Annotated in this window: 26 protein-coding genes and 2 pseudogenes; 20 read left to right on the top strand and 8 right to left on the bottom strand. The window is 69.0% G+C overall.

Going from position 1 to position 25,129, the window contains the following annotated elements; all coding sequences use genetic code 11:
- The first annotated feature begins 52 nt into the window (after positions 1-52).
- A complete protein-coding gene (locus tag ACWD35_RS25440) occupies positions 53-877 on the top strand; it encodes an oxidoreductase (protein WP_451353600.1) in 825 nt (274 codons plus the stop codon).
- A 377-nt stretch (positions 878-1,254) separates the two neighbouring features.
- On the opposite strand, the gene ACWD35_RS25445 is transcribed toward ACWD35_RS25440, so the two are convergent.
- Positions 1,255-2,088: an HAD family hydrolase gene (locus ACWD35_RS25445; protein ID WP_451353601.1), complete on the bottom strand. Its 834-nt coding sequence runs from the start codon at positions 2,086-2,088 to the stop codon at positions 1,255-1,257.
- Between the two features lie 581 nt (positions 2,089-2,669).
- Here ACWD35_RS25445 and ssd point away from each other — a divergent pair.
- From ssd to ACWD35_RS25460, 3 genes and pseudogenes are all read left to right on the top strand, one after another.
- On the top strand, positions 2,670-3,776 hold the full coding sequence (gene ssd / locus ACWD35_RS25450) for a septum site-determining protein Ssd (protein WP_451353602.1): 1,107 nt from the start codon (positions 2,670-2,672) through the stop codon (positions 3,774-3,776).
- Positions 3,773-4,203, top strand: a pseudogene (locus ACWD35_RS25455) (ATPase, T2SS/T4P/T4SS family); the annotation flags it as partial. The gene ssd and the pseudogene ACWD35_RS25455, both read left to right, overlap by 4 nt.
- 851 nt (positions 4,204-5,054) lie before the next feature.
- On the top strand, positions 5,055-5,324 hold the full coding sequence (locus ACWD35_RS25460) for a GntR family transcriptional regulator (RefSeq protein WP_451353603.1): 270 nt from the start codon (positions 5,055-5,057) through the stop codon (positions 5,322-5,324).
- Between the two features lie 114 nt (positions 5,325-5,438).
- Here ACWD35_RS25460 and ACWD35_RS25465 read toward each other — a convergent pair whose 3' ends face one another.
- The 4 genes from ACWD35_RS25465 to ACWD35_RS25480 all read right to left on the bottom strand — a co-directional run bounded on the left by ACWD35_RS25465 (position 5,439) and on the right by ACWD35_RS25480 (position 8,565).
- Positions 5,439-6,299, bottom strand: a complete 861-nt coding sequence (locus ACWD35_RS25465) for a methyltransferase domain-containing protein (protein WP_451353742.1) — start codon at positions 6,297-6,299, stop codon at positions 5,439-5,441.
- A 303-nt stretch (positions 6,300-6,602) separates the two neighbouring features.
- Complete coding sequence (locus ACWD35_RS25470) at positions 6,603-7,469, bottom strand: radical SAM protein (RefSeq protein ID WP_451353604.1); 867 nt, start codon at positions 7,467-7,469, stop codon at positions 6,603-6,605.
- 55 nt (positions 7,470-7,524) lie between these two features.
- Entirely contained in the window at positions 7,525-7,677 is a 153-nt protein-coding gene (locus ACWD35_RS25475) for a hypothetical protein (protein WP_451353605.1), read from the bottom strand.
- Between the two features lie 633 nt (positions 7,678-8,310).
- Entirely contained in the window at positions 8,311-8,565 is a 255-nt protein-coding gene (locus tag ACWD35_RS25480; protein ID WP_451353606.1) for a hypothetical protein, read from the bottom strand.
- A 106-nt stretch (positions 8,566-8,671) separates the two neighbouring features.
- On the opposite strand from ACWD35_RS25480, the gene ACWD35_RS25485 reads away from it, so the two are divergent.
- The 3 genes from ACWD35_RS25485 to ACWD35_RS25495 all read left to right on the top strand — a co-directional run bounded on the left by ACWD35_RS25485 (position 8,672) and on the right by ACWD35_RS25495 (position 10,335).
- The gene (locus tag ACWD35_RS25485; RefSeq protein WP_451353607.1) at positions 8,672-9,499 is read left to right on the top strand and encodes a helix-turn-helix domain-containing protein; all 828 of its coding nucleotides are present in this window, start codon (positions 8,672-8,674) and stop codon (positions 9,497-9,499) included.
- Positions 9,496-9,705, top strand: coding sequence for a DUF397 domain-containing protein (locus ACWD35_RS25490; RefSeq protein WP_451353608.1), 210 nt, complete (start codon positions 9,496-9,498; stop codon positions 9,703-9,705). Before ACWD35_RS25485 ends, ACWD35_RS25490 begins: the two co-directional genes overlap by 4 nt.
- 249 nt (positions 9,706-9,954) lie before the next feature.
- Positions 9,955-10,335: an SH3 domain-containing protein gene (locus ACWD35_RS25495; protein WP_451353609.1), complete on the top strand. Its 381-nt coding sequence runs from the start codon at positions 9,955-9,957 to the stop codon at positions 10,333-10,335.
- Between the two features lie 1,248 nt (positions 10,336-11,583).
- Here ACWD35_RS25495 and ACWD35_RS25500 read toward each other — a convergent pair.
- Positions 11,584-12,387: a GntR family transcriptional regulator gene (locus ACWD35_RS25500; protein ID WP_451353610.1), complete on the bottom strand. Its 804-nt coding sequence runs from the start codon at positions 12,385-12,387 to the stop codon at positions 11,584-11,586.
- A 259-nt stretch (positions 12,388-12,646) separates the two neighbouring features.
- Here ACWD35_RS25500 and ACWD35_RS25505 point away from each other — a divergent pair, with 259 nt between their 5' ends.
- From ACWD35_RS25505 to ACWD35_RS25535, 7 genes are all read left to right on the top strand, one after another.
- Positions 12,647-13,030 (top strand): hypothetical protein, encoded by a 384-nt coding sequence (locus ACWD35_RS25505; protein WP_451353611.1) that lies wholly within the window; start codon positions 12,647-12,649, stop codon positions 13,028-13,030.
- Positions 13,030-13,485, top strand: a complete 456-nt coding sequence (locus ACWD35_RS25510; protein WP_451353612.1) for a hypothetical protein — start codon at positions 13,030-13,032, stop codon at positions 13,483-13,485. The genes ACWD35_RS25505 and ACWD35_RS25510 overlap by 1 nt, the downstream gene beginning before the upstream one ends.
- Positions 13,485-14,822 (top strand): FtsK/SpoIIIE domain-containing protein, encoded by a 1,338-nt coding sequence (locus tag ACWD35_RS25515; RefSeq protein ID WP_451353613.1) that lies wholly within the window; start codon positions 13,485-13,487, stop codon positions 14,820-14,822. Before ACWD35_RS25510 ends, ACWD35_RS25515 begins: the two co-directional genes overlap by 1 nt.
- The gene (locus ACWD35_RS25520) at positions 14,819-15,010 is read left to right on the top strand and encodes a hypothetical protein (RefSeq protein ID WP_451353614.1); all 192 of its coding nucleotides are present in this window, start codon (positions 14,819-14,821) and stop codon (positions 15,008-15,010) included. The genes ACWD35_RS25515 and ACWD35_RS25520 overlap by 4 nt, the downstream gene beginning before the upstream one ends.
- Positions 15,011-15,038: 28 nt before the next feature.
- The gene (locus tag ACWD35_RS25525; RefSeq protein ID WP_451353615.1) at positions 15,039-15,368 is read left to right on the top strand and encodes an SH3 domain-containing protein; all 330 of its coding nucleotides are present in this window, start codon (positions 15,039-15,041) and stop codon (positions 15,366-15,368) included.
- Between the two features lie 151 nt (positions 15,369-15,519).
- Positions 15,520-16,959, top strand: a complete 1,440-nt coding sequence (locus ACWD35_RS25530; protein ID WP_451353616.1) for a replication initiator — start codon at positions 15,520-15,522, stop codon at positions 16,957-16,959.
- Positions 16,960-17,029: 70 nt separating this feature from the next.
- Positions 17,030-17,389, top strand: coding sequence for a hypothetical protein (locus ACWD35_RS25535; RefSeq protein ID WP_451353617.1), 360 nt, complete (start codon positions 17,030-17,032; stop codon positions 17,387-17,389).
- 58 nt (positions 17,390-17,447) lie between these two features.
- Here ACWD35_RS25535 and ACWD35_RS25540 read toward each other — a convergent pair whose 3' ends face one another.
- On the bottom strand, positions 17,448-18,971 hold the full coding sequence (locus tag ACWD35_RS25540; protein ID WP_451353618.1) for a recombinase family protein: 1,524 nt from the start codon (positions 18,969-18,971) through the stop codon (positions 17,448-17,450).
- 43 nt (positions 18,972-19,014) lie between these two features.
- Here ACWD35_RS25540 and ACWD35_RS25545 point away from each other — a divergent pair.
- From ACWD35_RS25545 to ACWD35_RS25570, 6 genes and pseudogenes are all read left to right on the top strand, one after another.
- Positions 19,015-19,827, top strand: a pseudogene (locus ACWD35_RS25545) (ATPase, T2SS/T4P/T4SS family); the annotation flags it as partial.
- Positions 19,820-20,692, top strand: a complete 873-nt coding sequence (locus ACWD35_RS25550) for a type II secretion system F family protein (RefSeq protein WP_451353743.1) — start codon at positions 19,820-19,822, stop codon at positions 20,690-20,692. The pseudogene ACWD35_RS25545 and the gene ACWD35_RS25550, both read left to right, overlap by 8 nt.
- On the top strand, positions 20,689-21,471 hold the full coding sequence (locus ACWD35_RS25555) for a type II secretion system F family protein (RefSeq protein ID WP_451353619.1): 783 nt from the start codon (positions 20,689-20,691) through the stop codon (positions 21,469-21,471). Before ACWD35_RS25550 ends, ACWD35_RS25555 begins: the two co-directional genes overlap by 4 nt.
- A gap of 91 nt (positions 21,472-21,562) precedes the next feature.
- The gene (locus ACWD35_RS25560; RefSeq protein ID WP_451353620.1) at positions 21,563-21,805 is read left to right on the top strand and encodes a DUF4244 domain-containing protein; all 243 of its coding nucleotides are present in this window, start codon (positions 21,563-21,565) and stop codon (positions 21,803-21,805) included.
- Positions 21,806-21,827: 22 nt separating this feature from the next.
- On the top strand, positions 21,828-22,166 hold the full coding sequence (locus ACWD35_RS25565; protein ID WP_451353621.1) for a TadE family type IV pilus minor pilin: 339 nt from the start codon (positions 21,828-21,830) through the stop codon (positions 22,164-22,166).
- Positions 22,163-22,714, top strand: coding sequence for an Rv3654c family TadE-like protein (locus tag ACWD35_RS25570; RefSeq protein WP_451353622.1), 552 nt, complete (start codon positions 22,163-22,165; stop codon positions 22,712-22,714). The genes ACWD35_RS25565 and ACWD35_RS25570 overlap by 4 nt, the downstream gene beginning before the upstream one ends.
- Here ACWD35_RS25570 and ACWD35_RS25575 read toward each other — a convergent pair.
- The gene (locus tag ACWD35_RS25575; RefSeq protein ID WP_451353623.1) at positions 22,635-25,052 is read right to left on the bottom strand and encodes a DEAD/DEAH box helicase; all 2,418 of its coding nucleotides are present in this window, start codon (positions 25,050-25,052) and stop codon (positions 22,635-22,637) included. The genes ACWD35_RS25570 and ACWD35_RS25575 overlap by 80 nt on opposite strands.
- Positions 25,053-25,129 lie beyond the last annotated feature (77 nt).

Here is a 25,129-nt window from a genome sequence, read left to right on the forward strand (position 1 = left end):
AGAAGACCACTCCATCGTGGGGTGGGGCGGTGGGGTGGCTACTGTCGTACTCATGAGTACGACAGGCGCGACCGCCGATCCGCTCGCAGCCCTGGGCTCCCTGCCCGGCGTGGCCGAGTCCGTGGAGTCCGTGCGCAAGGCCGTGGACCGGGTCTACGGACACCGGGTCATGCGGCGCCGCAGCAACGAGATCACCTCCGAGGCGGCGCTGCGTGGCGCCCGCGGCTCCGCGGCGCTGTCCGGCGCCGACTGGGCGCTGGAAGAGGTGCGCCGGCGCACGGACTTCAGTGGCGACCCCGAGGCGCGCGTCATGGGCGCGGCCCTGCGGTTGACCGCGGAGGCGGGTCAGCTGCTCTCCATCTGGCGGCAGTCGCCCCTCAGGGTGCTGGCCCGGCTGCATCTGGTGGCCGCCGCGACCCAGGGCGACGAGGTCGGCCGACCGCGCCAGGCGGGCGAGGCGGTCGACGAGCCGCTGGTCGAGCTGCCGCTGCCGGACGCCCGGGAGGTGTCCGGCAGGCTGGAGGGCCTGGCGGACCTGATCATCGCGGGAAGCTCGGCGCCCGCGCTGGTGACGGCCGCCGTGGTGCACGGCGAGCTGCTGGCGCTGCGCCCCTTCGTCTCCCACAACGGCCTGGTCGCGCGCACGGCCGAGCGGATCGTGCTGGTCGGGAGCGGCCTGGACCCCAAGTCGGTCTGCCCGGCCGAGGTGGGGTACGCCGAACTCGGGCGCGCCTCCTACCTGGCCGCACTGGACGGGTACGTCTCCGGGACCCCCGAGGGCATGGCGGCCTGGATCGCGCACTGCGGCAAGGCTGTCGAGCTGGGTGTGCGCGAGTCGACGGCGGTGTGCGAGGCGCTGCAGCGCGGCGCGGCCTGAGAAACGCCCCCTGAACGGGTTGCGGCGGTACGAGTCCTCGTACCGCCGCTGGCATGTTCACCCGGTTACCAGGCGTCCTCGATATTCGCCCATCAGGCCGGGGTGCTTTGCCCGTCACCTGGTGCGGCTGGCCCGTAATCGACGGGTCGACGTCGCGTGGGTGCCCGATGTTCATGCAAGGGTCCGTGGGGCCGACTGCGTAGTGGTAGGTGATCCTCTCGGATGTCCTGTGGTCTCGCGGGCCTTAAATCCTTTGTACTGCACGCCAGAGGCAAGCGGTACCCCTGCCTCCACATCTTTACTTTCAGGTTCGAACGGGGTCGAATCGTCCGGAAAAGTGGTCGGGAAGGCAGCCGGGAAACCGGCCGGGAGGCCGGTCAGGACACCGTGCCGCGGCGCCGGTTGGCGTACCAGACGAGGCCCGCGGTCGCGGCGGCTGCGCCTATGGCCGCCGCCGCGACCAGGGCCGGGCGCGGCGGCACGGACAGTGTGGGCAGCCGCTGCTTCAGGCGCACGGGCCGGCGGAACTCCAGAACCGGCCACTCGCGCGCGAGTGCCTCCCGGCGCAGCGCGCGGTCCGGGTTCACGGCGCGCGGGTGCCCGACCTCCTGGAGCATCGGCAGGTCGGTCGCGGAGTCGCTGTAGGCGTAGCAGCGGTCGAGGTCGTACCCCTCGGAGGCGGCCAGTTCCCGGACCGCCTCGGCCTTGGTCGGGCCGTAGGCGTAGTACTCCACCTCCCCGGTGAAGCAGCCGTCGGGGCCGACGACCATGCGCGTGGCCACCACCCGGTCAGCGCCCAGCAGCTCGCCGATCGGCTCGACCACCTCCGCGCCCGAGGTGGACACGATCACGACGTCGCGTCCGGCCGCGTGGTGCTCCTCGATGAGGGAGGCGGCCTCGTCGTAGATGATCGGGTCGATCAGGTCGTGCAGCGTCTCGGCGACGATCTCGCGCACCTGCTGGACGTTCCAGCCGCGGCACATGGTCGACAGGTACTCGCGCATGCGCTCCATCTGGTCGTGGTCCATGCCACCGACCAGGAAGACGAACTGGGCGTATGCGGTACGCAGTGCGGCCCTGCGGTTGATCAGTCCGCCTTGGTAGAAGGACTTGCTGAAGGTGAGCGTGCTCGACTTCGCAATGACCGTCTTGTCCAGGTCAAAGAACGCTGCTGCGCGGGGCAAGGAGTGGTTTTCCACGACCCAGAGCATAGGCGCCCACCATTCGGCGTAAGGTGGGGCGCGTGGGTTTGCCTGAGAGGGCTCTCGGGTACACCATGGAAGTCACGGATCGTTCGCGACCGTGCTAACCCGGTCCGACTCCTCCCCCCCCGAGTCGGCCGTGGGGACGACCCCCGCTCTCCCCCCCGGCGGGGGTCGTCGCATGTCCGGGTGGGTTTTCTCTTTTCTGTGGAGTCGCGAGGCTCCGGACCGGCGGCTTCGGCCGCCGTTTCGCCATGCCCATGATCTGTTACTCAGGGTAATCAGTGGGCTGCTCTGCGGAAGTCGTACAGGGATCAGCGCAGGGGTCACCGGTATGGGTGACATCAATATTCACAGCCGCTGAGTTGTCCACAGATTTCCACCAAGATCCACATGATTTCGAGCTTCGCCCCATCGTGATTCCAGCGCGGTCCGAGCCGGCGAGTTCATGGCCGGTTCCCATTGCCGGAGCGCGTATGGCCGGTTTCTGCCGGCCGCTCATATGGAGGCCGCATGCCGGTTCTTCACACGTCTGGGAATCGCGTGACCGCAGGGGTCCGCGCGGAACACGCAGCGAAGGGGGAGCACACGTGACCGGAACCGTCACCCATGACCCGCCGCCCGCCGGGGCAAGCCGGCCCGGTCGGCCGCTCATCGTCACCGAGGACGCCGAACTGCTGGACGATCTGCTGCGCCTGTGCGCGGCGGCCGGTGCCACGCCCGAGGTCCACCACGGCGTTCCGGAACGCGGCGGCGGCTGGGAAACGGCCCCGCTCGTCCTGGTGGGCGACGACGCCGCCCGCCGGGTGCGCGGCGCCGGCCGCCGGCGCGGAGTGGTGCTGGTCGGCCGCGACCAGGACGACTCAGGGGTGTGGCGACGGGCCGTCGAGATCGGCGCCGACCACGTCCTGATGCTGCCCGACGGCGAGCAGTGGCTGGTCGACCGGATCGCCGACGTCGCCGAGGGCGTCGGCCGCCCGGCGCTCACCGTCGGGGTGATCGGCGGCCGGGGCGGGGCCGGCGCGTCCACCCTCGCCTGCGCGCTCGCTGTCACCTCCGCGCGCGAGGGACTGCGCACCCTGCTCGTGGACGCCGATCCGCTCGGCGGCGGACTCGACGTACTCCTCGGCGGCGAGAGCACCGAGGGACTGCGCTGGCCCGCCTTCGCCGCCTCGCGCGGCCGGGTCGGCGGCGGCGCCCTGGAGGAGTCGCTGCCCGAACTGCACGCGCTGCGGGTGCTCAGCTGGGACCGCGGCGACTGCGTCGCCGTCCCGCACCAGGCCGTCCGCGCGGTGCTCGCCGCCGCCCGGCGGCGCGGCGGCACCGTCGTGGTCGACCTGCCCCGTCACCTGGACGACGGGGTCGCCGAAGCCCTCGCCCAGCTCGACCTGGCGTTGCTGGTCGTCCCCGCCGAACTGCGGGCGGTCGCCGCCGCGGGACGCGTCGCCGCCGCCGTCGGCATGGTCGTACGCGACCTGCGGGTGGCGGTACGCGGGCCGTACGCGCCCGGCTTCGACGACCGGGAGGTGGCCGGGCTGCTGGGCCTGCCGCTGGCCGGCCAGGTTCCCGTCGAACCGGCGCTGCTCCGCCCGCAGGGCGGGGCGAAACCGCCCGCAGCGACCGGACGCGGCCCCCTGGCCCGCTTCTGCGCGAACTTCTGGGAGCGGACCCTGGCCGAGGCGGGAGACGCGCGATGACTCCTCCCGGCGCTTTTCCCGGACTCGGCCGGGCCGACGGCGCGGCCCTGCTCGACGGCGTCCGGCGCCGGCTGGCGGAAAGCGGCGCCGAACCCACCCCCGCGCGGGTGGCCCAGGCACTGCGCGAACAGGGCCGCGTGCTCGGCGACGCCGAAGTGCTCGGCGCGGCCGAACACCTGAGGTCCGAACTCGTCGGCACCGGCCCCCTGGAGCCGCTGCTCGCCGACCAGGACGTCACCGACGTGCTGGTGTCCGCCCCGGACCGGGTCTGGGTCGACCGGGGCGGCGGCCTGGAACTGACACCGGTCGCCTTCCCCGACGCCGCCGCCGTACGACGCCTCGCGCAGCGCCTGGCCTCCGTGGCCGGACGCCGGCTGGACGACGCACGGCCCTGGGCGGACGCACGGCTGCCCGACAGGAAGCAGAACTAAACACACCCTACCCCGTGAACGTGGGGCCTGTGATGCGAAACTGAAGCCCCGCCTGGCAAGAAGTGCCGGGCGGGGCCTGGTGGTTGGTGGTCAGCGGGTTGGACGACTTGTGATCACTCTTCGGTGCTCACGCGCCCCGCTCCAGTTCACCAGAGGTAGGACCGTGCGTGAACTCGACGGCATGGCTCGGGCATGCATACAGGGTCACTCCAGGGCCGCTCGGGCGCTCGATGTGCCGGACGGCCACGGGTGCGTATGTCCACTGGTGACAGCGGCAGCACGCCGCGCCGGAAGGCTCGTGAACGGGTTCGGATCCGAGCAGTGCGGCGACGAATCGAGAGGCGGTCACGCGGCCACCTTCTCTCGCGTCACGACGCTGCGGAGACCCATGGTCGGAAAGTCGTAGTCCACCCCGAGCGCTGCGAACTGGCTGGCCCAGAGCCGTTCACGTTGTACGGCGGGCAATCTTTGTGCCCACTCGTCTTTGAAGATGGCTCGGACTTCCTGAGAGGACGGCCTGGCCCACGGGCGGGACCACGGGCTTACGGGGGCGGGTTCGGGCACTGCGGTGCGTCCGGCGAAGTATTCGGCGCTGTGGCGTCCGGGCCGGCGAGGGGTAAAGACGGAGAGCACCCAGGTAAGGGCGCGGGCGATACCATCGCGCATGGTCGTTTCAGCTCCCTTGAAGCTGTCTCGGCAAGCCCCGATGGACCGGGCCTAATCGGTCTGTCGGGGCGTTTTCGTGTTCGGGGCATCACGCTAAGCCAACACGTCTAACTCGTCTACCTGTCTAGCTCATCTGCCCGTCTAAGTCGCTCAGGATCGGCCCGTTGTCTACGCTCTGCCCATGCCCGAGCGCTCCGAGAATCCGCACGCCCCGCGAGCCCCCTACATGGATGTGTTGGACGCTCTTACGGAAGAGATCAAGGGCAAGCGTCCGGGGGACCCGATTTCCTCAGAAGCGGAGTTGTGCGAGCGGCACGGCGTAGCGCGGGAGACTGCCCGCCGGGCGGTGCGCATCCTTCGGGAAAAGGGGCTCGTCGAGACCCGGTGGGGCAAGGGGTCGTTCGTTGCCGGTCCCGTTGAGCGGGGCGAGAACGAGTACCAGGGCGACTAGCGCGGAGCCCGCCCGCGCGCCACGGGGGCAGCACACGGACGGGCGGTGTGGTGACGCTCGGGCCGCGTCACCGACCAGCACACCCAGGGGTGGGGAAACTGCGGTGTGCCGGGCTTACAGGGCGCCCATGGAGACGTGCCATCGACCACGGGATAGATGGCACACGCCATCGGGCGTGATGCGGACTTGCGCACCGAGTAGCGGCAATGCGCCCTCCGCATTCAGTCGGTTCCGGATGCGTTCCAGCGCATCCCAGAGCCGTTGCGGGCCGCTCTGGTGCACCTCGGGCGGGTCGATCCACTCGGCGGACGCGCGCGCCCATGAACCGTCGGGGTGTACCAGGTAGGCAGTCCTGTGCCGCTCGCTGGTCTTGTAGCCGAGTTCGACGCCTGGCGTGGTTACTTCCAGCATGGAACGGAGTTCCCATGCATTCGCCACGTCCACCACGGGGTAACGGCCGGTGCTCGTCTGCTCCCCGTTCGCGTCGCGGGCGAGAGCGAACAGGTCGGCAAGGGCAGGTGGGTAGTCGTCACCGGACCGGGTGATCATGAAGCCCGCCATATCCCGCTCCACCTGCCCGACCACATCCCCGTTCCGGTGCTTCCATCCGGTGATGATCAGGGAAGTGCACGCGAGCGTCGTTGCGATCCGCCCGCCGGGTTCCAGCGCGCCGAGTACCGCCCGGAGACCCGGCCCCGGAGACAGTGCCACTGTCGACACGATCCGGTCGTACGACCCTGGCACGTGCTCGGTGGCGTCCGCCGTGATCATCTTCGGGTGATAGCCCATGGATGCAAGCCGTTCGCCCGCCGCGCTGACTAGGTAGGCGTCCACGTCCAGACTCGTCACGCACGCGTCTCCAAACCGGTGACAGGCGTATGCCGTGAGCCCGCCGGCACCCGTCCCCAAGTCCAGCAGAGACAGTCCCTCGCCGAGTCGGCCGTGCCGCAGCATCCGCACGACCAAGCTCGGCAACGTGGCGGACGACGTGGGCCGTCCCTCGGGCTGGGCGTCGGGCTCGGCCTGGTCGGCGTGCAGCGTGCCCACCCTGGTGATCAGCGAGCGGTCCGCGTAGGCGGCTTCCGCCCACGCTTCCGGGTCGCTCGGTCCGTCTCGCAGTACCCATCGTCCCGAGTCGTCCACGTCCCACCAGCGCGGGACAAGTTGGTGACGTGCGACGCGCACCACGGGGGCAAGCCACCGCGAATCCGGGTCGGTCACTCGGTCCGCAAGGGTGCTCGCCTTGCCATGCCAATCCATGTTGCGGGGCCTTCCAAGTCAGAACGCGGGGTCACACGCTTCGGTGTTGGCGGGGTCGCAATCCCCGCTGTCGTCGGGCGGGCACGCGTTCGCTCGCGGGGGAGGGATGCTTGCCGAGAGCTCCCCCCATGCCTTCCCGCGAAACAGCTCGGCGAGCGGGGTTTCCCGCACATTGCCCGCCGGGAAGTCGCGCGAGAGCACGCAACCGGCAAGGTCCCCGTTCGGGAGGATGGCGGCACGTCCGCGCGTGCACCGTCCGCACATCTCGCCCAACGTAGGTTTCGTGCCGGGCAGTGCGGCGCGCCCGACGGCGCGCACTCGGTCAGTGTTGATGTGCTTCACGCCCATGGATTCCAGCTCGGCGCGGGCTTCGGCTGCGTGCTGCTCCGGCAGGATGTCAACGATCCCGGCCCGGATGGTCACGCCTCGGTTCACGGCTTCGCGGATGTGGCACCGGGTGCGGACGTAACTCCCCTTCCGCCCTGTGATCTTGTCGTGCTCGGTGGGGTCGTCGCTGTAGTAGCTCGTACCGAGCGTCACGCCTTCGCGGGTGAACAGGTCCCACCACTCGGGCTTGACGTGGTAGAGGTTCGAATACACCTCGACGTGCAGCCCGAGTGACAAGCCCAGTTCGGTGAACTCCTGCCAGTGCGGGTGAACGGTCGGCTCACCTCCAATGAGCTGGATGGTCCGGATGCCGAGTGCAGCGGCGTCCGTGATCACCGTGCGCCATTCCGAGAGGGTCATCGTTCCGTGTGTTGCCTGCGGGCTGGACTCGGACAGACAGTGCGTGCACGTGAGCTGGCACTTACCGGTGATCTCCAGTTCAAGGGACTGGATGCCGGCGGTCGGGGATGCGGCGGGCGGTTCAAGGAGTGTCGTCACCGTGCTGATTCCTTCCGCTTGCGGTGTGTGGGCTTCCGGGGCCGGACGGCTGCCGTTATCCGATGAGCAGCAGGTATCCGCCGAGCGATGCGGCGGCGTCGTCCTGGTGCTCGTTGTCGTCCTGGTCGTCCGGGGCGGTCGGCTCGGCGGTTTCGGTGTTGCTTCCGGTCTCGGGCTCTCTGGTGTTGTGTTCTGTGGTCGCGGTCATCTCCGCGTCCCTTTCTGCTGGGCGATCCCGGCCGGGTCGGGCTCGGGGGTAGTGCCCGCCCCCGTCACAGAGCGAATCAATGTGGCGAGGGCGGAGTCTCAGAGCAGCGGAACTCTGGGGCTGCACTGGTGGCCCGCCCTGGTCGTGGTGGCCAACCCGCCTGAGCGGTCTTCCTGTGGCTCGCACAACCAGGGCGGGGGCTGGGGGAATCGAAGTTCTTCCGCATGGGCCAGACGGACAGCGTGTAGAGACAGTCCGCGTCGGGGACCACGACGATCAGCGGGTCGCCGGCCTTGATGCGATCACGGGCCGCGCGCTGGTCTTCTCGTCCCTCGCACCACACACGTAACTCGGTGGGGCAGTCGTGTTCGGGTGCCGCTTCGCATTCGGTCGGCACGAACCACGGCGAATGTGCCGGGTCGGGGTCGAGTCGATCGGCAATGCGCCGTGCCTCGCCACGGAGCCACCGCAGCGCGAGCATGGGGGAAATGGTCTGGAAGGTACCTAAGACGTATCGCGCCGTCTGGCCCGTGCCGTATACGAGTCCCTCGGCGAGCACTTCGCACCAGTAGCCCGCTGGATCCGGCTGGCTGGTCATGTTGGAAGAGGCGAAGTTGCGGCGGGTTCGGATACTCACAGCAGCTCACCCCGGCTACGCGCATTCGCGCGGGCAGTCTCGGCCTGCAAGCGCTGCGCGGGGCTCGCCGGCTGTACCTCATCCGGGGCAACCGACCATTCCTTGCCGCCCGTGACCGGACGCAGGAACCAGTATCCGTACGCCACGCCCCGGAACTCGCCGACCCGATCATGCACGTCCACCACGAGCGTGCCAGGGCTGGGAACGTGCGGGGGCCCCTGCCACTGGGCGGGGTCGTTCTTGCCAGACACGACCGCTCCTCTCCGTAGTGCTTCCACTACCAGGGCGGTTCAGCGTGGCCTACAGTCGGGAACCATTCAACTTGTCAGAGGCGGAAGAAAGGTTGGTGAAGGTCCCTTGAACCGACGGGAGTTGGATGCAGACAGCTCGCCCCAAGCAGCCTTCGGGGCGCTTCTACGCAGCTCACGAGAGGAACAGGGCTGGAGGCAGGAGGACTTAGCAGCCAAGATGGAATATTCCAGCTCGCATATTTCATCGGTCGAAACTGGTCGGAAGATGCCGACCTTGCGCTTCTCGCGTAGTGCAGACCTAGCGTTCGGCACGGGCGACATGTTCGAACGCAAGTGGCGCGAGATTCGCCATGGTGCCTTGCTGGAGGGCTTCCCGGAGTACGTTGGCTACGAGGGGCGAGCGGTAGAGATCCGGCTGTACGAAATCGGGATCGTGCCCGGTCTGTTGCAGACGCCGGCATACGCGCGGGTCCTGGCGGACAGCGCCGTGCAGCGCGGTGCCATCACGCCCGAGCAAGCTGCTGAACGTGTCTCGTTCCTGGCGGAGCGACAGGAAGCGCTAGAGCACCCTCGCCCTCCCATGATGTTCGTCGTCATGGACGAAAGTTGCATCCGGCGACCCGTCGGCGGCCGTGAGGTCATGGATGCTCAGCTTGAAAGCTTGGTCGAGTTCGCCGCTCGCCCTAACACGGTGCTACAGGTTGCGCCGTTCGACATAGGCGAGCGTCGTCCGTTCGACCTACCAGTGAACCTGCTTACGCTCCCTGACCGATCCTTGGTCGCCTATGCCGAGTCGCAAGCTCAGGGGCATCTCGACCGTGAAACCCCCTCCGTGCTGCCCATGCTGACGGCCTACCATCAACTACAGGCCGAATCGCTCTCTCAGGCGGCATCTGTGGCCATGATCAGCCAGGTACGAAAGGGCACCCCGTGACGACCGAATCCCCCCGCTGGTTCAAGTCTTCTTACAGCAACAACGGCGGCAACTGCATTGAGGTCGCCACGAACCTCGCCGCCTCGCGCGGTGTGGTCCCCGTCCGCGACTCCAAGACGCCTGCTGGCGCGGTGCTGGAGTTCCCCGCCGATGCGTTCTCTTCCTTCATGAGGTGCGTCCAGGCCGGAGGGTTCGGCGTCGTCTGAACTGCTTGACCTGCGTACCGCCTACAAGGTCGCGTCAACGAAGGCCCCGTCGCGTCTCCGCCTTGGGAGAGGATGCGTCGGGGCTTTCGTCGTACTGCCTGCACCGAACTCCAGTCGCGGCAGCTTATCCGGATAAGTGGTTGACCTCCTCAGGGGTGGCGATGGATGCTAGCCACTCATCCGGATGAGTGGCTAGCGGCTGATGGGTCGGTGGCTGCTCGTCCTCTTCGAGTCGAAGGGATTTCGATCATGGGGCGTAAGGCACTGCGGACGCTGGTGGTGTCGGGGGCGCTGGTGGCCGGCGTCGGCCTGGTGGGCGTCTCGACGGCATCGGCGATGATCCCGGATCCGGGGTACTCGTCCGGCCGGACGGGCGGAAGCGGCACGACGTACAACACGGACCGGTCCGTGTTCAAGTCGGCGACGGTCGACGGGTTGCGGGTGCGCACGGGCCCGGGAACCGATCGGACGATACTCGGCCTGATCTACGAGGGGCAGCTGGTGCAGGTCGTCACCTCCGCCTACGACGGCACGGGCCAGGTCTGGGACGAGGTGATGTTGCAGACCGATTCGGCTGGTGGCCTGCCGGGCGGTTATGTCGGGTGGGTCACGGAGGCGTACCTCTACTGACTCGCCACTCCGGAGGGTTGAAGTGATGGGTGGCCCCCTCTCTGTCTCGATGGCGGGGAGGGGGCCGCTTCCTGTGTGTCCACTTGGCTTGCGTTGAGCATGTGGCAGAAATGTGTAGATCTTGTGTTTGTTAGTGGCGTTTCAGATTTTGACTGTGTGTAGCCGTGTGCTCGCAGCATGCAGGGGCATAGTCTGCTGGCCTATTTGGCCTTTGCGGAAATATGTTCGATCTCGAACGGGGTGGCCTCCGGGGACGGCGGGGAGGGGGCCGGAAAGGTGTGCGATGGTGAACGCTCCGGGGGCGGGGTACGGCGGCCCTGACGATGCTGTGTTCGTGCCGGGAGTTGACTACCTGTCAGGCTGGCGTGAGGCGGACGAGGCGGCCCAGGAACTGAACGACAGGTTAGGCGAATTAGGCATGGACGCACGGGCGGTGCGAGCGGTGCCCCATGCGGGGGCGCACGGTGAGCCGGTGGTGTGGCTGTGTCCGGAGGGCGCTCGGTTGCTTGCGCGAGTGCTGGAACGAGAGGGAAGGGCAGACGGGATGGGGCGGGATGACTGGCGTACGGCGGCGGGCTCGCGTGTGTGGGTCGAGACGGATCGGCGTGGGGAGTTCATACGGTGTGAGGGGTGCCGGCGGCCGATCCTGATCACGGGTGCGGGTCCTGCTCGGTTCGCCGCTGAGAGGCACGCACGGACCTGCCGGAACTAGCGGGTGAGGCTGCCTCGGCGTCTTGGTGCCGGCTGACTGCGGGTCGTCGGCTACAGCTCCTGACGACGGCGGCACCGTGTGAGATCGTGTGCGTGGTGACCTCACGCGCGCACGGATCTTGACCATGACGAAACCTTGTTCGCGCGTGAGGTTGCCACGCGTGGGCGGGGTCCAGGGGTGCGCTGTAGCGCCCCTGGTACCACCGCCCGCAACCCCGTTCGTCACGGCACTGGATGCCACGGTGAGCGGCGTTGGCGCCCTTGGTGAACCACTGTGGCCACCGTGCCGAGTTGGGGCCCGTGATGGGGGAGTGCGGGGCCTGGCGGCCGTGTAGCTCACTATCCCCGGTGGCCGACAGAGCAGACGACAGAGCCCCCCGCGACGATTCCACGGGGGGCTTCTCTGCTTGGTCGGGTGCGGTGGTGGTGTCGGGCGGCTGCCGCCCGGACGGGACCGGCCGAAGGCCGCACGCCCGGCCGGGGCGGCAGGGCCGCCCCGGCGCGCCGAAGGCGCGCCCTTGAGTAAGTAAAGAGAAGTTACTCCGATTCGGATCGTTGGCGGGCGGCGCGCTTGACGGCTGACTTCGTCGGGGTCACGGGGTAGGTGAGCTGGCACATGGCGGCGGGGGCCTTCAACTCCTCGCACAGCAACGGGCGGCTCTGGTCCGCGTCGGTGGTCACGCGGTAGGTGATCAGGAGGGGGCTGGCGTCGCTGAGTCCGAGTGCGGTCCGCTCGTCGGGATAGGGGGCGCGGGCGGTGACGTGCTCGGTGAACGACAGGCGGAGTCCGGCTTCGGCAAGCTGCCGGTACAGGTCGATGATCTCGGCGTCTGGCTGCTCGGCCAGAGTGGGCACCTCGGCGGCGGTGGCCATCGGGATCAGAACACGGTGGGCCATGCGGGCGCCGGTGGCCGGGTCGTGGATCAGGCGGTCTACGTTGATGGCGTCTTGGTCCTGCTGGTCCAGTAGCAGTGCGGGGGGGCCGTCCAGCGCGGTCCTGGTGACGGCGGGCGGTTCCGTCTCTGTCATCTCCGGCAGGTGCCAACTGCCCTTCGTACTGCGTTGGATGGACCGGTCAACGCGGGTGGCGGGGAGAACTCCGCCGGTGGGAAGTACCCTGCTGCCCTTGCCCTGCAAGGACTCAACCAGTCCCATGCGGCGCAGCTCGGCGACGGCGGCACGCGCGGTGTGCTTGCCGATGCCGTACATCTTCACCATCTCCGACTCGGACGGCAGGAGATCGCCGGCCTGGTAGCGACCTCGTTTGATGTCGGTGGCCATGCGCTGAGCTACCTGCAAGTACATGGACGGGGCGCGTTCGATGTGCTCTCGGGCTGCCATGGCTCGTGTCCTTCGCGGGTCGGGGGGTGTGAGTACTCGTACGGCTTCAAGCTGAGCTGCTGGTCAGTGGTCGTTGTCAGTGCCGCCTGGTATACGCCGCGCACTCATGAGGATAAGTGGTTGACCCTCTGCCGCACACCCCTGCTTCACTCATCCGGATAAGTGGTTGACCCTGCTTCGATGGCGAGTCAAGATGATCGCCCCAACTCATCCGGATGAGTGGCTGGGTGCGTGATGTACTGGAGAGAGGTGAATCCCCTTGGACAACAAGCCGATTGATGTTGCTCGGCTCGGCGCGATCCGCTGTGTGATCGCTCCGGAACCGCGTACGACGCCGGAAGGAGAGACGCGTAGGGATCGTGAGGGAAACCCGCTGTGGATCACGGGCCTGTCGGTGCGGCAGGCGGAGGGACGGCGTACAGACGTCGTTCACGTTGTCACCAGCGGACAGCCGCAGGGCCTCACGGAGGGCAGTGAGGTCAGGGTCACGAACCTGTGGGCCAACGACTGGGCGGTGGACGGCCGTAGCGGCACCACCTACCGGGCCGATGCGATCACACCCGTGTCCGGCTCCGGTGGCGCTCCCGCCTCGACGGCTCCGGCGGCCGGCCCGCGCGGAAAGTCGGCGGGCGGTGACGCGTGATGGAACGGTACTTCTGGCACCTGAACGCCCGGCAGGCGGACGGCATGGCCTGCGTGGTGTGCAACGCAGACTTCCTCACGGCGAAGATCACCTCGATTCCGGTGGGTCGGTCGCCTGCGAATGAGTCACAGGTGTTCGCGTGCAAGGACCCGTGCGCGGCCGTGATCGCTGACGAGGCTGCCCGCATGGCCAAGGAGATGCGGGCGGCGGTCGGCGCTGACGAGGCGGACGACGGGGAGGTTGCGGACCGCGACGACCCGGTGTTCTGCGTCGACGGGCATTTCGGCTCGCTGCTGCGGGACCTGCGGACGCTGGCCGGCGCTGAGGCGCTGCTCGCTACGTCCGACGACATCCCCACCCTTCGCTTCCTCCTCGGCCTGACGGCTCGTCACGCCGAGACGGCCATGATGCGCGCCCGGCTGGTCCTGGCCCGGACCAAGGAAGGGGACGGCTGATGCCTGCGTCCCCGGTGGTCTGGGTCCTGATGGCGCTGCTCCTGGTGGGCGTGGTGACACAGCGCTGGTGGGAACCGCGTCTTGCGGCTCGGGGCATCCCGGTGAGGCGGTGGCCGTGGAGGTGGTGGCTGGTCGGCTACCCCGGAACCGCGCTGCGCATCCTGACGACCTGGCGGCGGCTGACGCAGCTCAACGGGTTGTCGGTGAGCACGTCGCCGGACCGCCGGGTGATCGGCCGTGATCTCGTGGTGCAGGGGCAGGCGCTGCGGCCCAGGCCTCCTCGGCTCTCGTGGCCGGTGCCGACGAAAACCGGGTTGACGCTGCGGGTGCTGCTGCATCCGGGGCAGACTCCGGCGCCGTACTTCGCGGCGGCCCGTGCCATGGAACACGCCTGGCACGTGCACGGGGTGCGGGTCACCTCCCCGCGTCGGGGACAGGTGCTGATCCATGTCACGGCCCTTGATCCGCTGACCGGTGACCTCACGTCTGTCCGTGCGCCGGCTGCGGAGCTGCTGTCGGCGGACGTGGGCCGAATCGAGGACGGCGAGCCGTGGGTGATCGACCTGCGGCGCGTGCCGCACTGGCTGATCACGGGCGCCACACAGTCCGGGAAATCGTCGCTCCTGGCGGCGCTGGTGCTTGCGCTGGCACCTCAGTCAGTTGCCCTGGTCGGTATCGACTGCAAGGGCGGCATGGAACTTGGCCTGTTCGGCGGGCGGCTCTCCGCGCTGGCCATCGACCGGACGGGGGCGGTCGGTCTGCTGTCCGGCGTGGTGGAAGAGATTCAGGCGCGCATGAGTCGCTGCCGTGCGTGGGGTAAGCGGTCCGTCTGGGAACTGCCCGAGGAACAGCGGCCGGTACCCCTCGTCGTGATGGTGGATGAGCTGGCAGAGCTGTACCTCACTGACGGCTCTCGGGCCTCGAAGGACGAGGCGGAACAGTGCGGAACGCTGCTGCTGCGGGTCGCCCAGCTCGGCGCGGCGCTCGGTGTCCACCTGGTCATCGCGGGACAGCGGGTCGGCTCCGACATCGGCTCCCGCGTCACCGCGCTGCGGGCCCAGCTCGGCGGACGTGTCGCCCACCGCGCGCACGACGAGGCGTCAGCCGAGATGACCTTGGGGGACATCAATCCGGATGCCGTGATCACCGCCCTGAGTATCACCGAGGACGAACAGGGCGTTGCCGTGGTCGCCATGGGCGGCCGGTGGATGCGCGCCCGTTCCCGTCTCGTCACTACCGCCGATGCGGCCGGGATCGCCCGGATGGACCCCCCGGTGAACCCGTTCCTGACACAGCCCGACCCCGTGACTTTCGAGAAAGGAGGTGCAGCGGAATGACGCAGACACAGATATGGGTCATCGACTCGTACCTGTTCCTGTATGTGGTCCTTACCGCGCGGTCACGGGAAATCCGCTGGTATCAGGCAACCCTGATTTCTCTGTTCGGGTTCCTGCTGGCAATGACGCCGTTTTCGTACCCCGTGATGGAAATCGTTTCGGCCATGGTTGGCCTATTTACCGGCTGACCTCTCTGAATCAACAAGGAGAACAAGAATGAACATCACTACGCGCATCGTGGGTGCCGCTGCCGCGACCGCTCTTCTCATCGGTGGCGCCCTGGTCGCTGCCCCGACTGCTTCGGCGTCGGCCCTCCCCAGGGCATGTGACTGGGAATGGGCCTACCCGCAGAAGGAGGCCACCACGACGGCTGTGAACCTGCGCAGTGGTCCGGGAACGAATTACACGTCTCTCGGAACCCTGTATAAGGGCGTGCACTTCACCGAGTACTGCAACAAGAAATTCGACTGGGGATACGGCAAGGTCACCAGCGGGCCGAACGCGGGACGGTGGGGCTGGGTGAAGGAATCCTATCTCTGGCCCTGATGAAATCGGTCGCACTGTCCTCGGGCCTCTCGAAAACACAAAACACTCTTCGTAGATCATTCGAGCAGAGCTGAAGCCGTAGCCGAGTAGAGACAAAGACGGAGTCAATCCATGAATGCCGCGCCTATTCCTCGTGAAAGGGGGCCTCCGAATGTCTGTGATATCGGATGAGGCGCGGCGCTCAGTCCTCAATGAGGCTGAGCGTCTGCGCCTTCTTTCGTCTACCGAGCGTGACCTTATCCGGCTCGTCCATGAACCCGGATTCTCGCGCTGGCTCGATCAGATCAAGTCCATTGGCGGGTGCGCTCACCCGATCTACCTTGCCGGGCACACCACGACCCGTGATGCCGTCACGGGGGAAGTGCTGCGGCACTACGACACCAGCGGCGAACCCGGCGGCCGGATGCCGGTACGGTGCCGCAACCGGCGCGAGACGCGCTGTGAGCCCTGCTCGTATCTGCACGCGGGCGACACGTTCCATCTGGTCCGCTCAGGCCTGCTCGGCGGTAAGGGCGTCGCTGACGGCGTTCGGCATCACCCCCGGCTCTTCGTCACCCTCACGGCTCCCTCATTCGGCGCTGTCCACCGTGCTGACGACGGCGGGGTGTGCCGTCCTCGTCGGGACGGCGGAGTCTGCGAACACGGGCGGCCTCTGGGCTGCGGTCAGAAGCACACCGACAGCGACTCCATGGTGGGCCAACCCCTGTGCCGGGACTGCTACGACTACCCCGGACACGTCCTCTGGCACGCCTCCGCCGGCAAGTTATGGAATCGCTATTGCCACATGCTCAGGCGGCATTTGGCGACGGCGGCAGGAATCACGCAAACCCGCCTGCGGGAACACCTGACCCTCTCCTTTGCCAAAGTCGCCGAATACCAGGACCGGGGCGCCGTTCACTTCCATGCGGTTATCCGGCTCGACGGGCCCGACGGTCCCTCGTCGCCCCCGCCCCTGTGGGCCACAACTGACTTGCTGTCAGATGCCGTGTGGTCGGCTGCGGACCAAGTAGAGGTACACACCCCGTATTCCCCTGCGACCGGTGAGCGGGTCATCAAGTGGGGCAAACAGCGCGACGCACACGCGATCCGCAGCGACGCATTCACCGAATCGGCCGTGACCGATAGCGCCGTTGCGGCCTACGTCGCGAAATACGTTTCCAAGAGCGTCGGCGACTCGGGCGGCATCGACTACCGGATACAGGACTTCGACAGCATCCGTCTTGCCCCCGTGAATGCCCACCTGCGGGCGCTCATGGCCACCTGCTGGCGCCTGGGCGGCCTGCCAGAGCTGGAGGCGCTGAACCTGCGGGCCTGGGCTCACGCGCTCGGTTACCGGGGCCACGTGCTCACCAAATCACGCCAGTACTCCACCACTTACGGGGCGCTGCGAGCGGTGCGGGCGGACTACCAGGGCGGCGGCTTGCTCGCCCTGGAGGGCCGAGAGACCGTCACGGAATCAGCCTGGCGCTATGTCGGCTCCGGGCACTCGCCGGCAGAAGCAGAAATTGCGTGTGGCATCGCTGAAGATCTCGCAGCACTGAGAGAAATCAGAAGGGACTTGGCTGCCGAGGGGTGGGATTATGCCGCGTAGGGAATATGCGGGACACTTCCACTCGGACCGCGTACTCAGCGGTCGAAGAGAGGTGCTGCATGAATGGCGTGTGACGACAGATTCCCGAGACGTAGCGCAGGTAACGGCGCGTAAGCTGGGCGGCGAAGTGCGGGGCATCGAGGATTCCCCACGTGGTCGATGGGAAGTACTGACCGAATCTCCTGTCGTTGAGATCCTGGTGAGGGATGTTACCGATGCGGGAATCACCTTCATCTTGTCCGGAGAAACCGAGATCGGAGAATTCTTTTTCAGCTCCGACATGTGGAATCCCGAAGAGATGATCAAGATGTCAGCCAATGGCGATTCGCGTTCTGTGCCCTGTCGATTGAAGCTAGAGTCTGTGGAATTCAAGACGCGAACGGGTTTGACGATCCTCTATATTCTGCCGTCGCTCCAATTTAGGTACTAAGGCTGCAAGTGGGCCCCGGGCAAGCCTGTCCCCTTGCCCGGGGCCCACTTTGGCGGTGCTAGGCGGCCTGAGAATGAATGTCGGCACCTGTAATCCGAATGCGTTCTTCGGCGTTCGTGGGGAAGATCTCCACGCGTACCTCAAACCCATTCAGGAGTTCACGCCGGGCCACGTTGTCCTTGGCGTTATTCCATTCATCCATGACTGTCTTTCCCGTGGGCACCAAGCGCATGCCTGCGGGCCGGTCAGGAAGCTTCTTCAATTCAGATATTTCCCGCCCCATTCGCGCATACTCCTTCCGGTACCATTCTGCGTCGTCGTCGGCGTCGTACAAACCTGCTGACCGGTCGTCGCGAAGACGTTTACGGTCTGCCTCTAGCTCTGCGATGCGAGCGGCGTACCCAGTGCCGGGATCGTATTGACGCTTCATGAGTTGTCCGCTGCCGTACCTAGAGAGAAACCAATTGGTGACCTCCTGGTCAAGCCGCTCGCAAGTAATTACAGGTGCGGGTTTGCAGTCCTTGGACGCGGGCACTCCACGGAGGCGCGCATTGCAGCAGTATGCGCTTTTCGGCATGCTTCGCTTGGTCCTCCTGATGTGGGCCTTTTCGTCACAATTCCCGCAGAAAGCCATTCCCGTAAGGAGGTAAGTTCCCTTCGGGGTTCGAGGCTTTTCCTGTTTGGGGGCAGTCTTCTTGATCAATGCATCGCGAATTGCGCGATCCCATAGAGGGGGAGCGAGTCGCGTAGGATGCCCGTCGGGGCCGATTACGGGGCGCCCTTTGTGCATCAGGTAACCGAGAGATCCCTCTCCTGTCAGCAACTCCTTTAGTGTGTCCGTACTCCAGGGGCTTCCCTTTACTTCACGACCGTTGGCTTTGTTGCGGTAATCCCCCGGCGATAGGATTCCCTCACGGCTCAGGCGTCCGGCTTCCGTGTGCACGGTTATCGTTCCAGTTTCGTCGGCCAAGATCCTTTCTGTGACCTTTCGGAGAATCTTGGCCGGAATGGGGTCGATTTCTACGTGGTCAACTCTTCCGGTCGGAGTCAGTCGCACGAAGCGATATCCGTAGCGGTTCTTTTGCTTCGGCTGCCCGGCGGCGCGAGCCCGTACGGTCTCTTCGCGGTTTCTCTTCTGGATGGCTCGCAACTCCATTTGTGCGCCAAATGACTCCATGGAAAGACGCATCTCGTCGTTGGTGTCGTCGAGATTCCACGGGCCATCGTGGCCGTAGGTGATGAGCAGGCGGCCAGACTCGTGGATTGCGTATGCGGTGTTGAGCACGTCTCGCTGATTGCGGCCGATCCGGTCGACTGCTGCTCCGACGATGCCCGAGTAGGGGCCAGCCTCGCCACGGAGCCAAGGGCCAAGCCCTGGCCTCGTGAAAGGGTCGGTAGCGCCGGATACTTCCCAGTCATCCGCCCACGCGATGACGTGACCACCTACAGCCTCTGTGGCCTTGAGGACCTGCTCTAACTGCTTCTCGGGGCTGTTAGACGCGTCTGACTTCCGCGAGAGCCGGCGCACACCCACCAGGCACCGCCCGCAACCGTCGTACTCCGTAGTGATCACTGGATCCATGATGTCGGGGCCCTCCGCGAATCGCACGTGTGTTTTGGTCTGCTTGCTGGACGGGACCCGGCTGCACGCCGTGCTGCCCCCGGTGGCCGTCGGCTGCACCTGCCTGTCCCTGCGGGTCGTACGGCCCCGGGCGTTCACCCTCGACGAACTCGTCGCGGCCGGCACCGTGCCGCCCGGCGGCGACCGGATCCTGCGCGCGCTGCTGGCGGCCCGGCTGAGCTTCCTGGTGAGTGGCGGCACCGGCAGCGGCAAGACGACCCTGCTGAGCGCCCTGCTCGGCCTGGTCGGACCGGGCGAACGGATCGTGCTCGCCGAGGACTCGGCCGAGCTGAGACCGGACCACCCGCACGTCGTACGGCTGGAGACCCGGCCCGCCAACCAGGAGGGCGCGGGCCTGGTCACCCTGGAGGACCTCGTCCGGCAGGCGCTGCGCATGCGGCCCGACCGGCTGGTCGTCGGGGAGGTGCGCGGCCCCGAGGTGGTGCACCTGCTGGCCGCGCTCAACACCGGCCACGAGGGCGGCTGCGGCACTGTCCACGCCAACGCCGCCGCGGACGTACCGGCCCGTCTGGAGGCGCTCGGCACGGCGGCCGGGCTCGACCGGGCCGCGCTGCACAGCCAGCTGGCAGCGGCGGTCTCCGTGGTGCTCCATCTCGCACGGGACCGGTCCGGGCGGCGCCGGATCGCCGAAGTGCACGTGCTGGAGCGGGAGTCCACGGGGCTGGTGCGGACGGTACCCGCGCTGCGCTGGGGGGAGCGGGCCTTCGCCAGGGAGCACGGCTGGGAACGGCTGCGGCGACTGCTCGGCGGAACGGGCGGGTTCGGGAGTGATCGGAGTGACCGGAGCGATGGGTGAGATGGGGGTGGGTGAGATGTGGGTGGCGGCTGCGGTGTGCCTCGGGGGCGCGGTGTGGGTGCTCGGGGGGCGGCACTACGGGACGCGGCGGGCACGGTTGCTGCTCGCGGGCGGCGGAGTGGTGACCACCGGACCGCCCTCCTGGGAGCAGGCCCTCGGCGAACTCCGGCGGCGGTACGACCGGTTGGGTGCCGAATGGTGGTCGCTCGCCGCCGGGCTGCTGCTCGCACTGCTGGGCGCCTCGGTGATCCCGGCCCTCGCGGGGGCGGCCGGAGTGCCGGTGCTGCGACGGGTGCGGCTGGCCCGGCAGGCCCGGCGGGCCAGGGAGCGGCGAGCGGACGCGGTGATCGCCCTGTGCGGTGCCCTCGCCGGGGAGGTGCGTGCCGGACGGCAGCCCGGCGAGGCGCTGCTGCGGGCCGCGCGGGACTCCGGCGGGCTGGGGGACGCGCAGCCGGCGGTGGCCGCCGCGGCCCGGTTCGGCGGAGACGTGCCCGGCACACTCGCCGCGGCGGCCCGGCAACCGGGCGCCGAAGGTCTGCTGGGGCTCGCCGCGTGCTGGCGGGTGGCCGTGGACCAGGGCGCCGGACTCGCGGCCGGCCTGGACCGGCTGGACGGGGCCCTGCGTGCCGAACAGGACCAACGAGCCGACCTGCGCGCCCAGTTGGCGGGTGCCAGGACCACCGCACTGCTGCTCGCCGCGCTGCCCGCCCTCGGGCTGCTGCTCGGCGCGGCGATGGGTGCCCACCCGTTGCGGGTCCTGCTGCACACCGGGGCCGGGCTGGGCTGCCTCGTGGCCGGGGCGGTGTTCGAGGCGGCAGGGGTGTGGTGGGCGGCCCGGATCGTGCGGGGAGCGGAGGCAGTATGAGCGGGGAAGTCGTCCACAGGCTGGGGGTGGCGGTGGCCGCGGTGACGGCCCTGGGCTGGTCGGTCCACCGGCTGGACCTGGTCCGGCGCCGACGCCAGGCGCGGCGTCGGGTGGCCGAGCTGCTGGCCCCGCACTTCGCGGTGACACCCAGGCAGCCCTACGGCCTTGTGGGCGCCGTACGGCGATGGCTGCCCCCGGCCGGGGCGGTGTGCGGAGCCTGGGTGCTGGTCGGCGGGTTCACCGGGGCCCTGCTGGGGCTGGTCACCGGCGCGGCGCTGTGGCGGTGGCGCCGGCACCAACCGGAGGGGAGCCGCGTGGCGGAGGTCGACACCGCGCGGGCCGCACGCCAACTCCCGCTCGCCGCCGACCTGCTGGCGGCATGCATCGCCGCCGGTGCCGGCCCGGTGATCGCCGCCCAGGCGGTGGGGGAGGCCCTCGGCGGACCCGTCGGCGAGGAGCTGGCGCGGGGCGCGGCGGAGGTGCGGCTCGGCGGCGAACCGGCGGACGCCTGGCGGCGGTTGGCCGCGCTGCCGGGCGCCGGGGCGCTGGCGCGGCTGCTGCGCCGGGCCGACGAGTCCGGGCTCCCGGCGGCCGGACCGGCCGCCCGCCTCGCCTCGGACGCGCGCGCGGAGTGGTCCCGCACCGCCACGGCCCGGGCGCGCCGGGCGGCCGTGCTGGTCTCCGCGCCGGTGGGGCTGTGCTTCCTGCCCGCCTTCATCGCGATCGGCGTGCTGCCCGTCGTGATCGGGCTCGCGGGTGGCGTGTTGGGAGGGAGGTGAGGCGAGCGAGGACGGCCGAGGACGGCCGAGCACACGTGAACACGAAGAACAGCAGAGAAGCACAACAGGACTGAACCTCATGGGGGTTGAGATGAGCACGAAGATCAGCAGGACGGGCAGGGTGCGTACGACGGCCAGGCAAGCCGCGGCGTGGCTGTGGGGGACGTGCCGCCGGGGCGCGGGACGGGACGCGGGGATGGTGACGTCCGAGTACGCGATGGGGATCATCGCGGCAGTCGGGTTCGCGTTGCTGCTCTACGAGGTCGTCACGAGCGGCCAAGTGAAGGCGGAGCTGCAGGCCATCGTGAAGCGAGCGCTCAGTGCGCGGATGTGAGCGAGCGGGGGACCGGGGGTTCGTGACCGCCGAGGCGGCCGTGGTGCTGTCCGTGCTGGTGGCGTTCACCATGGCGCTGGTCTGGGGGCTGCTCGTGGTGGCCGCCCAGATCCAGTGCGTGGACGCCGCCCGCGCGGGCGCCCGGTCCGCGGCCCGCCAGGACCCGGCCGAGGCGGTGCTGAGGGTGACCCGGGACGCGGCACCGCGCGGGGCGCGGGTGACCGTGGGGCACGAGGGCGACCAGGTCCGGGTGACGGTGGTGGCCAAGCCGCCGGTGCTGAGCGGACTGCCGTTCGAGGTACGGGAGGAGGCCGTGGCGCTGGCCGAGGAGACCGTGGGGACGAAAGGGGCGGGGCCATGAAACTCGGGCGCGGGGACGGCTCGCGCGGCTGCGGGTCCGGGGCCGACCGGGCCGGCTCCGACCGGGGCTCCGCGACCGTCTGGAGCCTTGGGGCGATCGCCCTGCTGTGTGTGGTGTTCGGCGTCGTGCTCGCCCTCGGGCAGGCCGTCGTCGTCCGGCACCGGGCGGCCGGCGCAGCGGATCTGGCAGCGCTCGCGGCGGCGGACCACTGGGCCGAGGGCGGCACGGAGGCCTGTGCCCGCGCGAGTCGGGTGGCCGCGGCCCAGGGCGTGCGGCTGGTGCGGTGCGCGCTCGTGGGCGAGACCTCGGACGTGACCGCGGCCTCGGGCCGGGGGCCCTTCGCGGCGGAGGTCAGGGCGAGAGCGGGCCCGGCGGGTCCGGTGGCGTCGCAGCCTCCGGCCGGGGTGCACGGCCGCCTCCGGGAGCCGTTTCCGCCCCGCCCCACCCTCGGCATCTCACCCGAACGGCCTAACCCGCCGTCGAATCCTCTCGCGGCTGCCGAGCCGAAGGCTCCGGCTGCTCCGGTGCCCCTCGCAGCAGGACCGTGAGGAGTCGTACCGCGCCCCTCTTGTGCAGCGGCTCGTTGCCGTTGCCGCACTTGGGGGACTGGATGCAGGACGGGCAGCCGGCCTCGCACTCGCAGGAGCCGATGGCCTCGCGGGTGGCGGCCAGCCAGGCACGGGCGGTGTGGAAGGCGCGCTCGGCGAAGCCCGCGCCGCCGGGGTGGCCGTCGTAGACGAAGACCGTGGGAAGGAGGGTGTCGGGGTGGAGCGGCACGGAGACGCCGCCGATGTCCCAGCGGTCGCAGGTCGCGAAGAGGGGCAGCATGCCGATCGAGGCGTGCTCGGCGGCGTGCAGGGAGCCGCCGAGGATCTCCGGGTTGATCCGGGCCTCGTCCAGCTGGTCCTCCGTGACCGTCCACCACACCGCGCGTGTGCGCAGCGTACGAGGAGGGAGGTCGAGTTTCGTCTCGCCCAGTACTTCGCCCGTGATCAGGCGCCTGCGGAGGAAGGAGACGACCTGGTTGGTGACTTCGACGGAGCCGTAGCACAGGCGGCCGGTGCCCCAGGGGATCTCGGTGTCCGTCTCCAGGACGGCGATCGACGTCGTGTCGCGGGCGACCGTCGAGTACGGCGGGTCGGCCTGCTCGACCAGGGCCACCGAGTCCTCCAGGTCGAGGGAGCGCACCAGATAGGTGCGGCCCTGGTGCAGGTGCACCGCGCCCTCGTGCACCGTGGAGTGCGCGGCACCGGCGTCGACCGTGCCCAGCAGGCGTCCCGTGCCGGCCTCCACGACCTGGACCGGGCGCCCGCCCGCGCCGCGGATGTCGGTCAGGTCGGCGGCCCGCTCCCGGCGTGTCCAGTGCCAGGCCCTGGTCCGGCGGCGCAGCAGCTTCGCGGCCTCCAGCTGCGGCAGCAGCTCCGCGCAGGCGGGGCCGAACAGGTCCAGGTCCTCCTCGGTCAGCGGGAGCTCCGCGGCGGCGGCGCACAGGTGCGGGGCGAGGACGTAGGGGTTGTCGGGGTCGAGGACCGTCGATTCCACCGGTTGGTCGAACAGGGCCTCGGGGTGGTGGACGAGGAAGGTGTCCAGGGGGTCGTCGCGGGCGACCAGGACCGCCAGGGCGCCCTGTCCGGAGCGGCCCGCGCGGCCCGCCTGCTGCCACAGGGAGGCGCGTGTGCCCGGATACCCGGCGATCACCACGGCGTCCAGGCCGGAGACGTCCACGCCCAGCTCCAGGGCCGTGGTGGCGGCCAGGCCGAGGAGTTCGCCGGAGTGCAGGGCACGCTCCAGGGCGCGGCGCTCCTCGGGGAGGTAGCCGCCGCGGTAGGCCGCGACACGCCGGACCAGGGAGCGGTCTACCTCGGCCAGTTTCTCCTGGGCGATCACCGAGATCAGCTCGGCGCCGCGCCGGGAGCGCACGAAGGCGACCGAGCGCACGCCCTGCACCGTGAGGTCGGTCAGCAGGTCGGCGGTCTCGGCGGTGGCGGTACGCCGTACGGGCGCACCCTTCTCGCCGTGCAGCTCGGTGAGCGGGGGCTCCCAGAGGGCGAAGACGAGTTCCCCGCGCGGGGAGGCGTCGTCGGCGACCTCGACCACCGGCAGGCCGGTCAGCCGGCCGGCGGCGACGGCGGGCTCGGCCGCGGTCGCGGAGGCCAGCAGGAAGACGGGCGAGGCGCCGTAGCGCGCGCACAGGCGGCGCAGCCGGCGCAGCACCTGGGCAACGTGCGAGCCGAAGACACCCCGGTAGGTGTGGCACTCGTCGATCACGACGTACTTGAGCGACTTCAGGAAGGAGGACCAGCGGGGGTGGGACGGCAATATGCCCCGGTGGAGCATGTCGGGGTTGGTGAGGACGTAGTTGGCGTACTGGCGGATCCACTCGCGTTCCTCGAACGGGGTGTCGCCGTCGTACACGGCCGGGCGTACGGCGGCGCCCAGGGGTTGTGAAAGTTCCTTCACCGACCGGCACTGATCCGCCGCGAGCGCCTTGGTGGGCGCGAGATAGAGAGCGGTGGCGCCACGGCCGTTGGGGGCCTCGGAGCCGTCCAGGAGGGTGGACAGGACGGGCACGAGGTAGGCGAGGGACTTGCCGGAGGCGGTGCCGGTGGCGACGACCACCGAGTCCCCGTCCAGGGCGTGCTCGGCGGCCAGCGCCTGGTGCGCCCAGGGGTGCTCGATGCCGCGCGCCCGGACGGCCGCGATCACCTCGGACCGAATCCGGTCAGGCCAGACGGCATGGCGGCCCGCGCGCGGGGGCAAGTGCTCCGTATGAGTGATGCGCGCAGCCCGGCTCGGCCCGGAGGCGAGCCGGTGCAGGACCGCGCCCGGAGACGGGCGGGAAGCCGGGTCCGCCGGGGATCGATCGGATCGGTGATTCTTGGCCATCGGCACCGAGTGTGTCACTGGCGTGGCGGACAATGGGGCCAAGGCGTCGTGCACGCCTGCTGTAAGTGATTGAATGC

The sequence above is a fragment of the Streptomyces sp. NPDC002671 genome, from assembly GCF_053592475.1.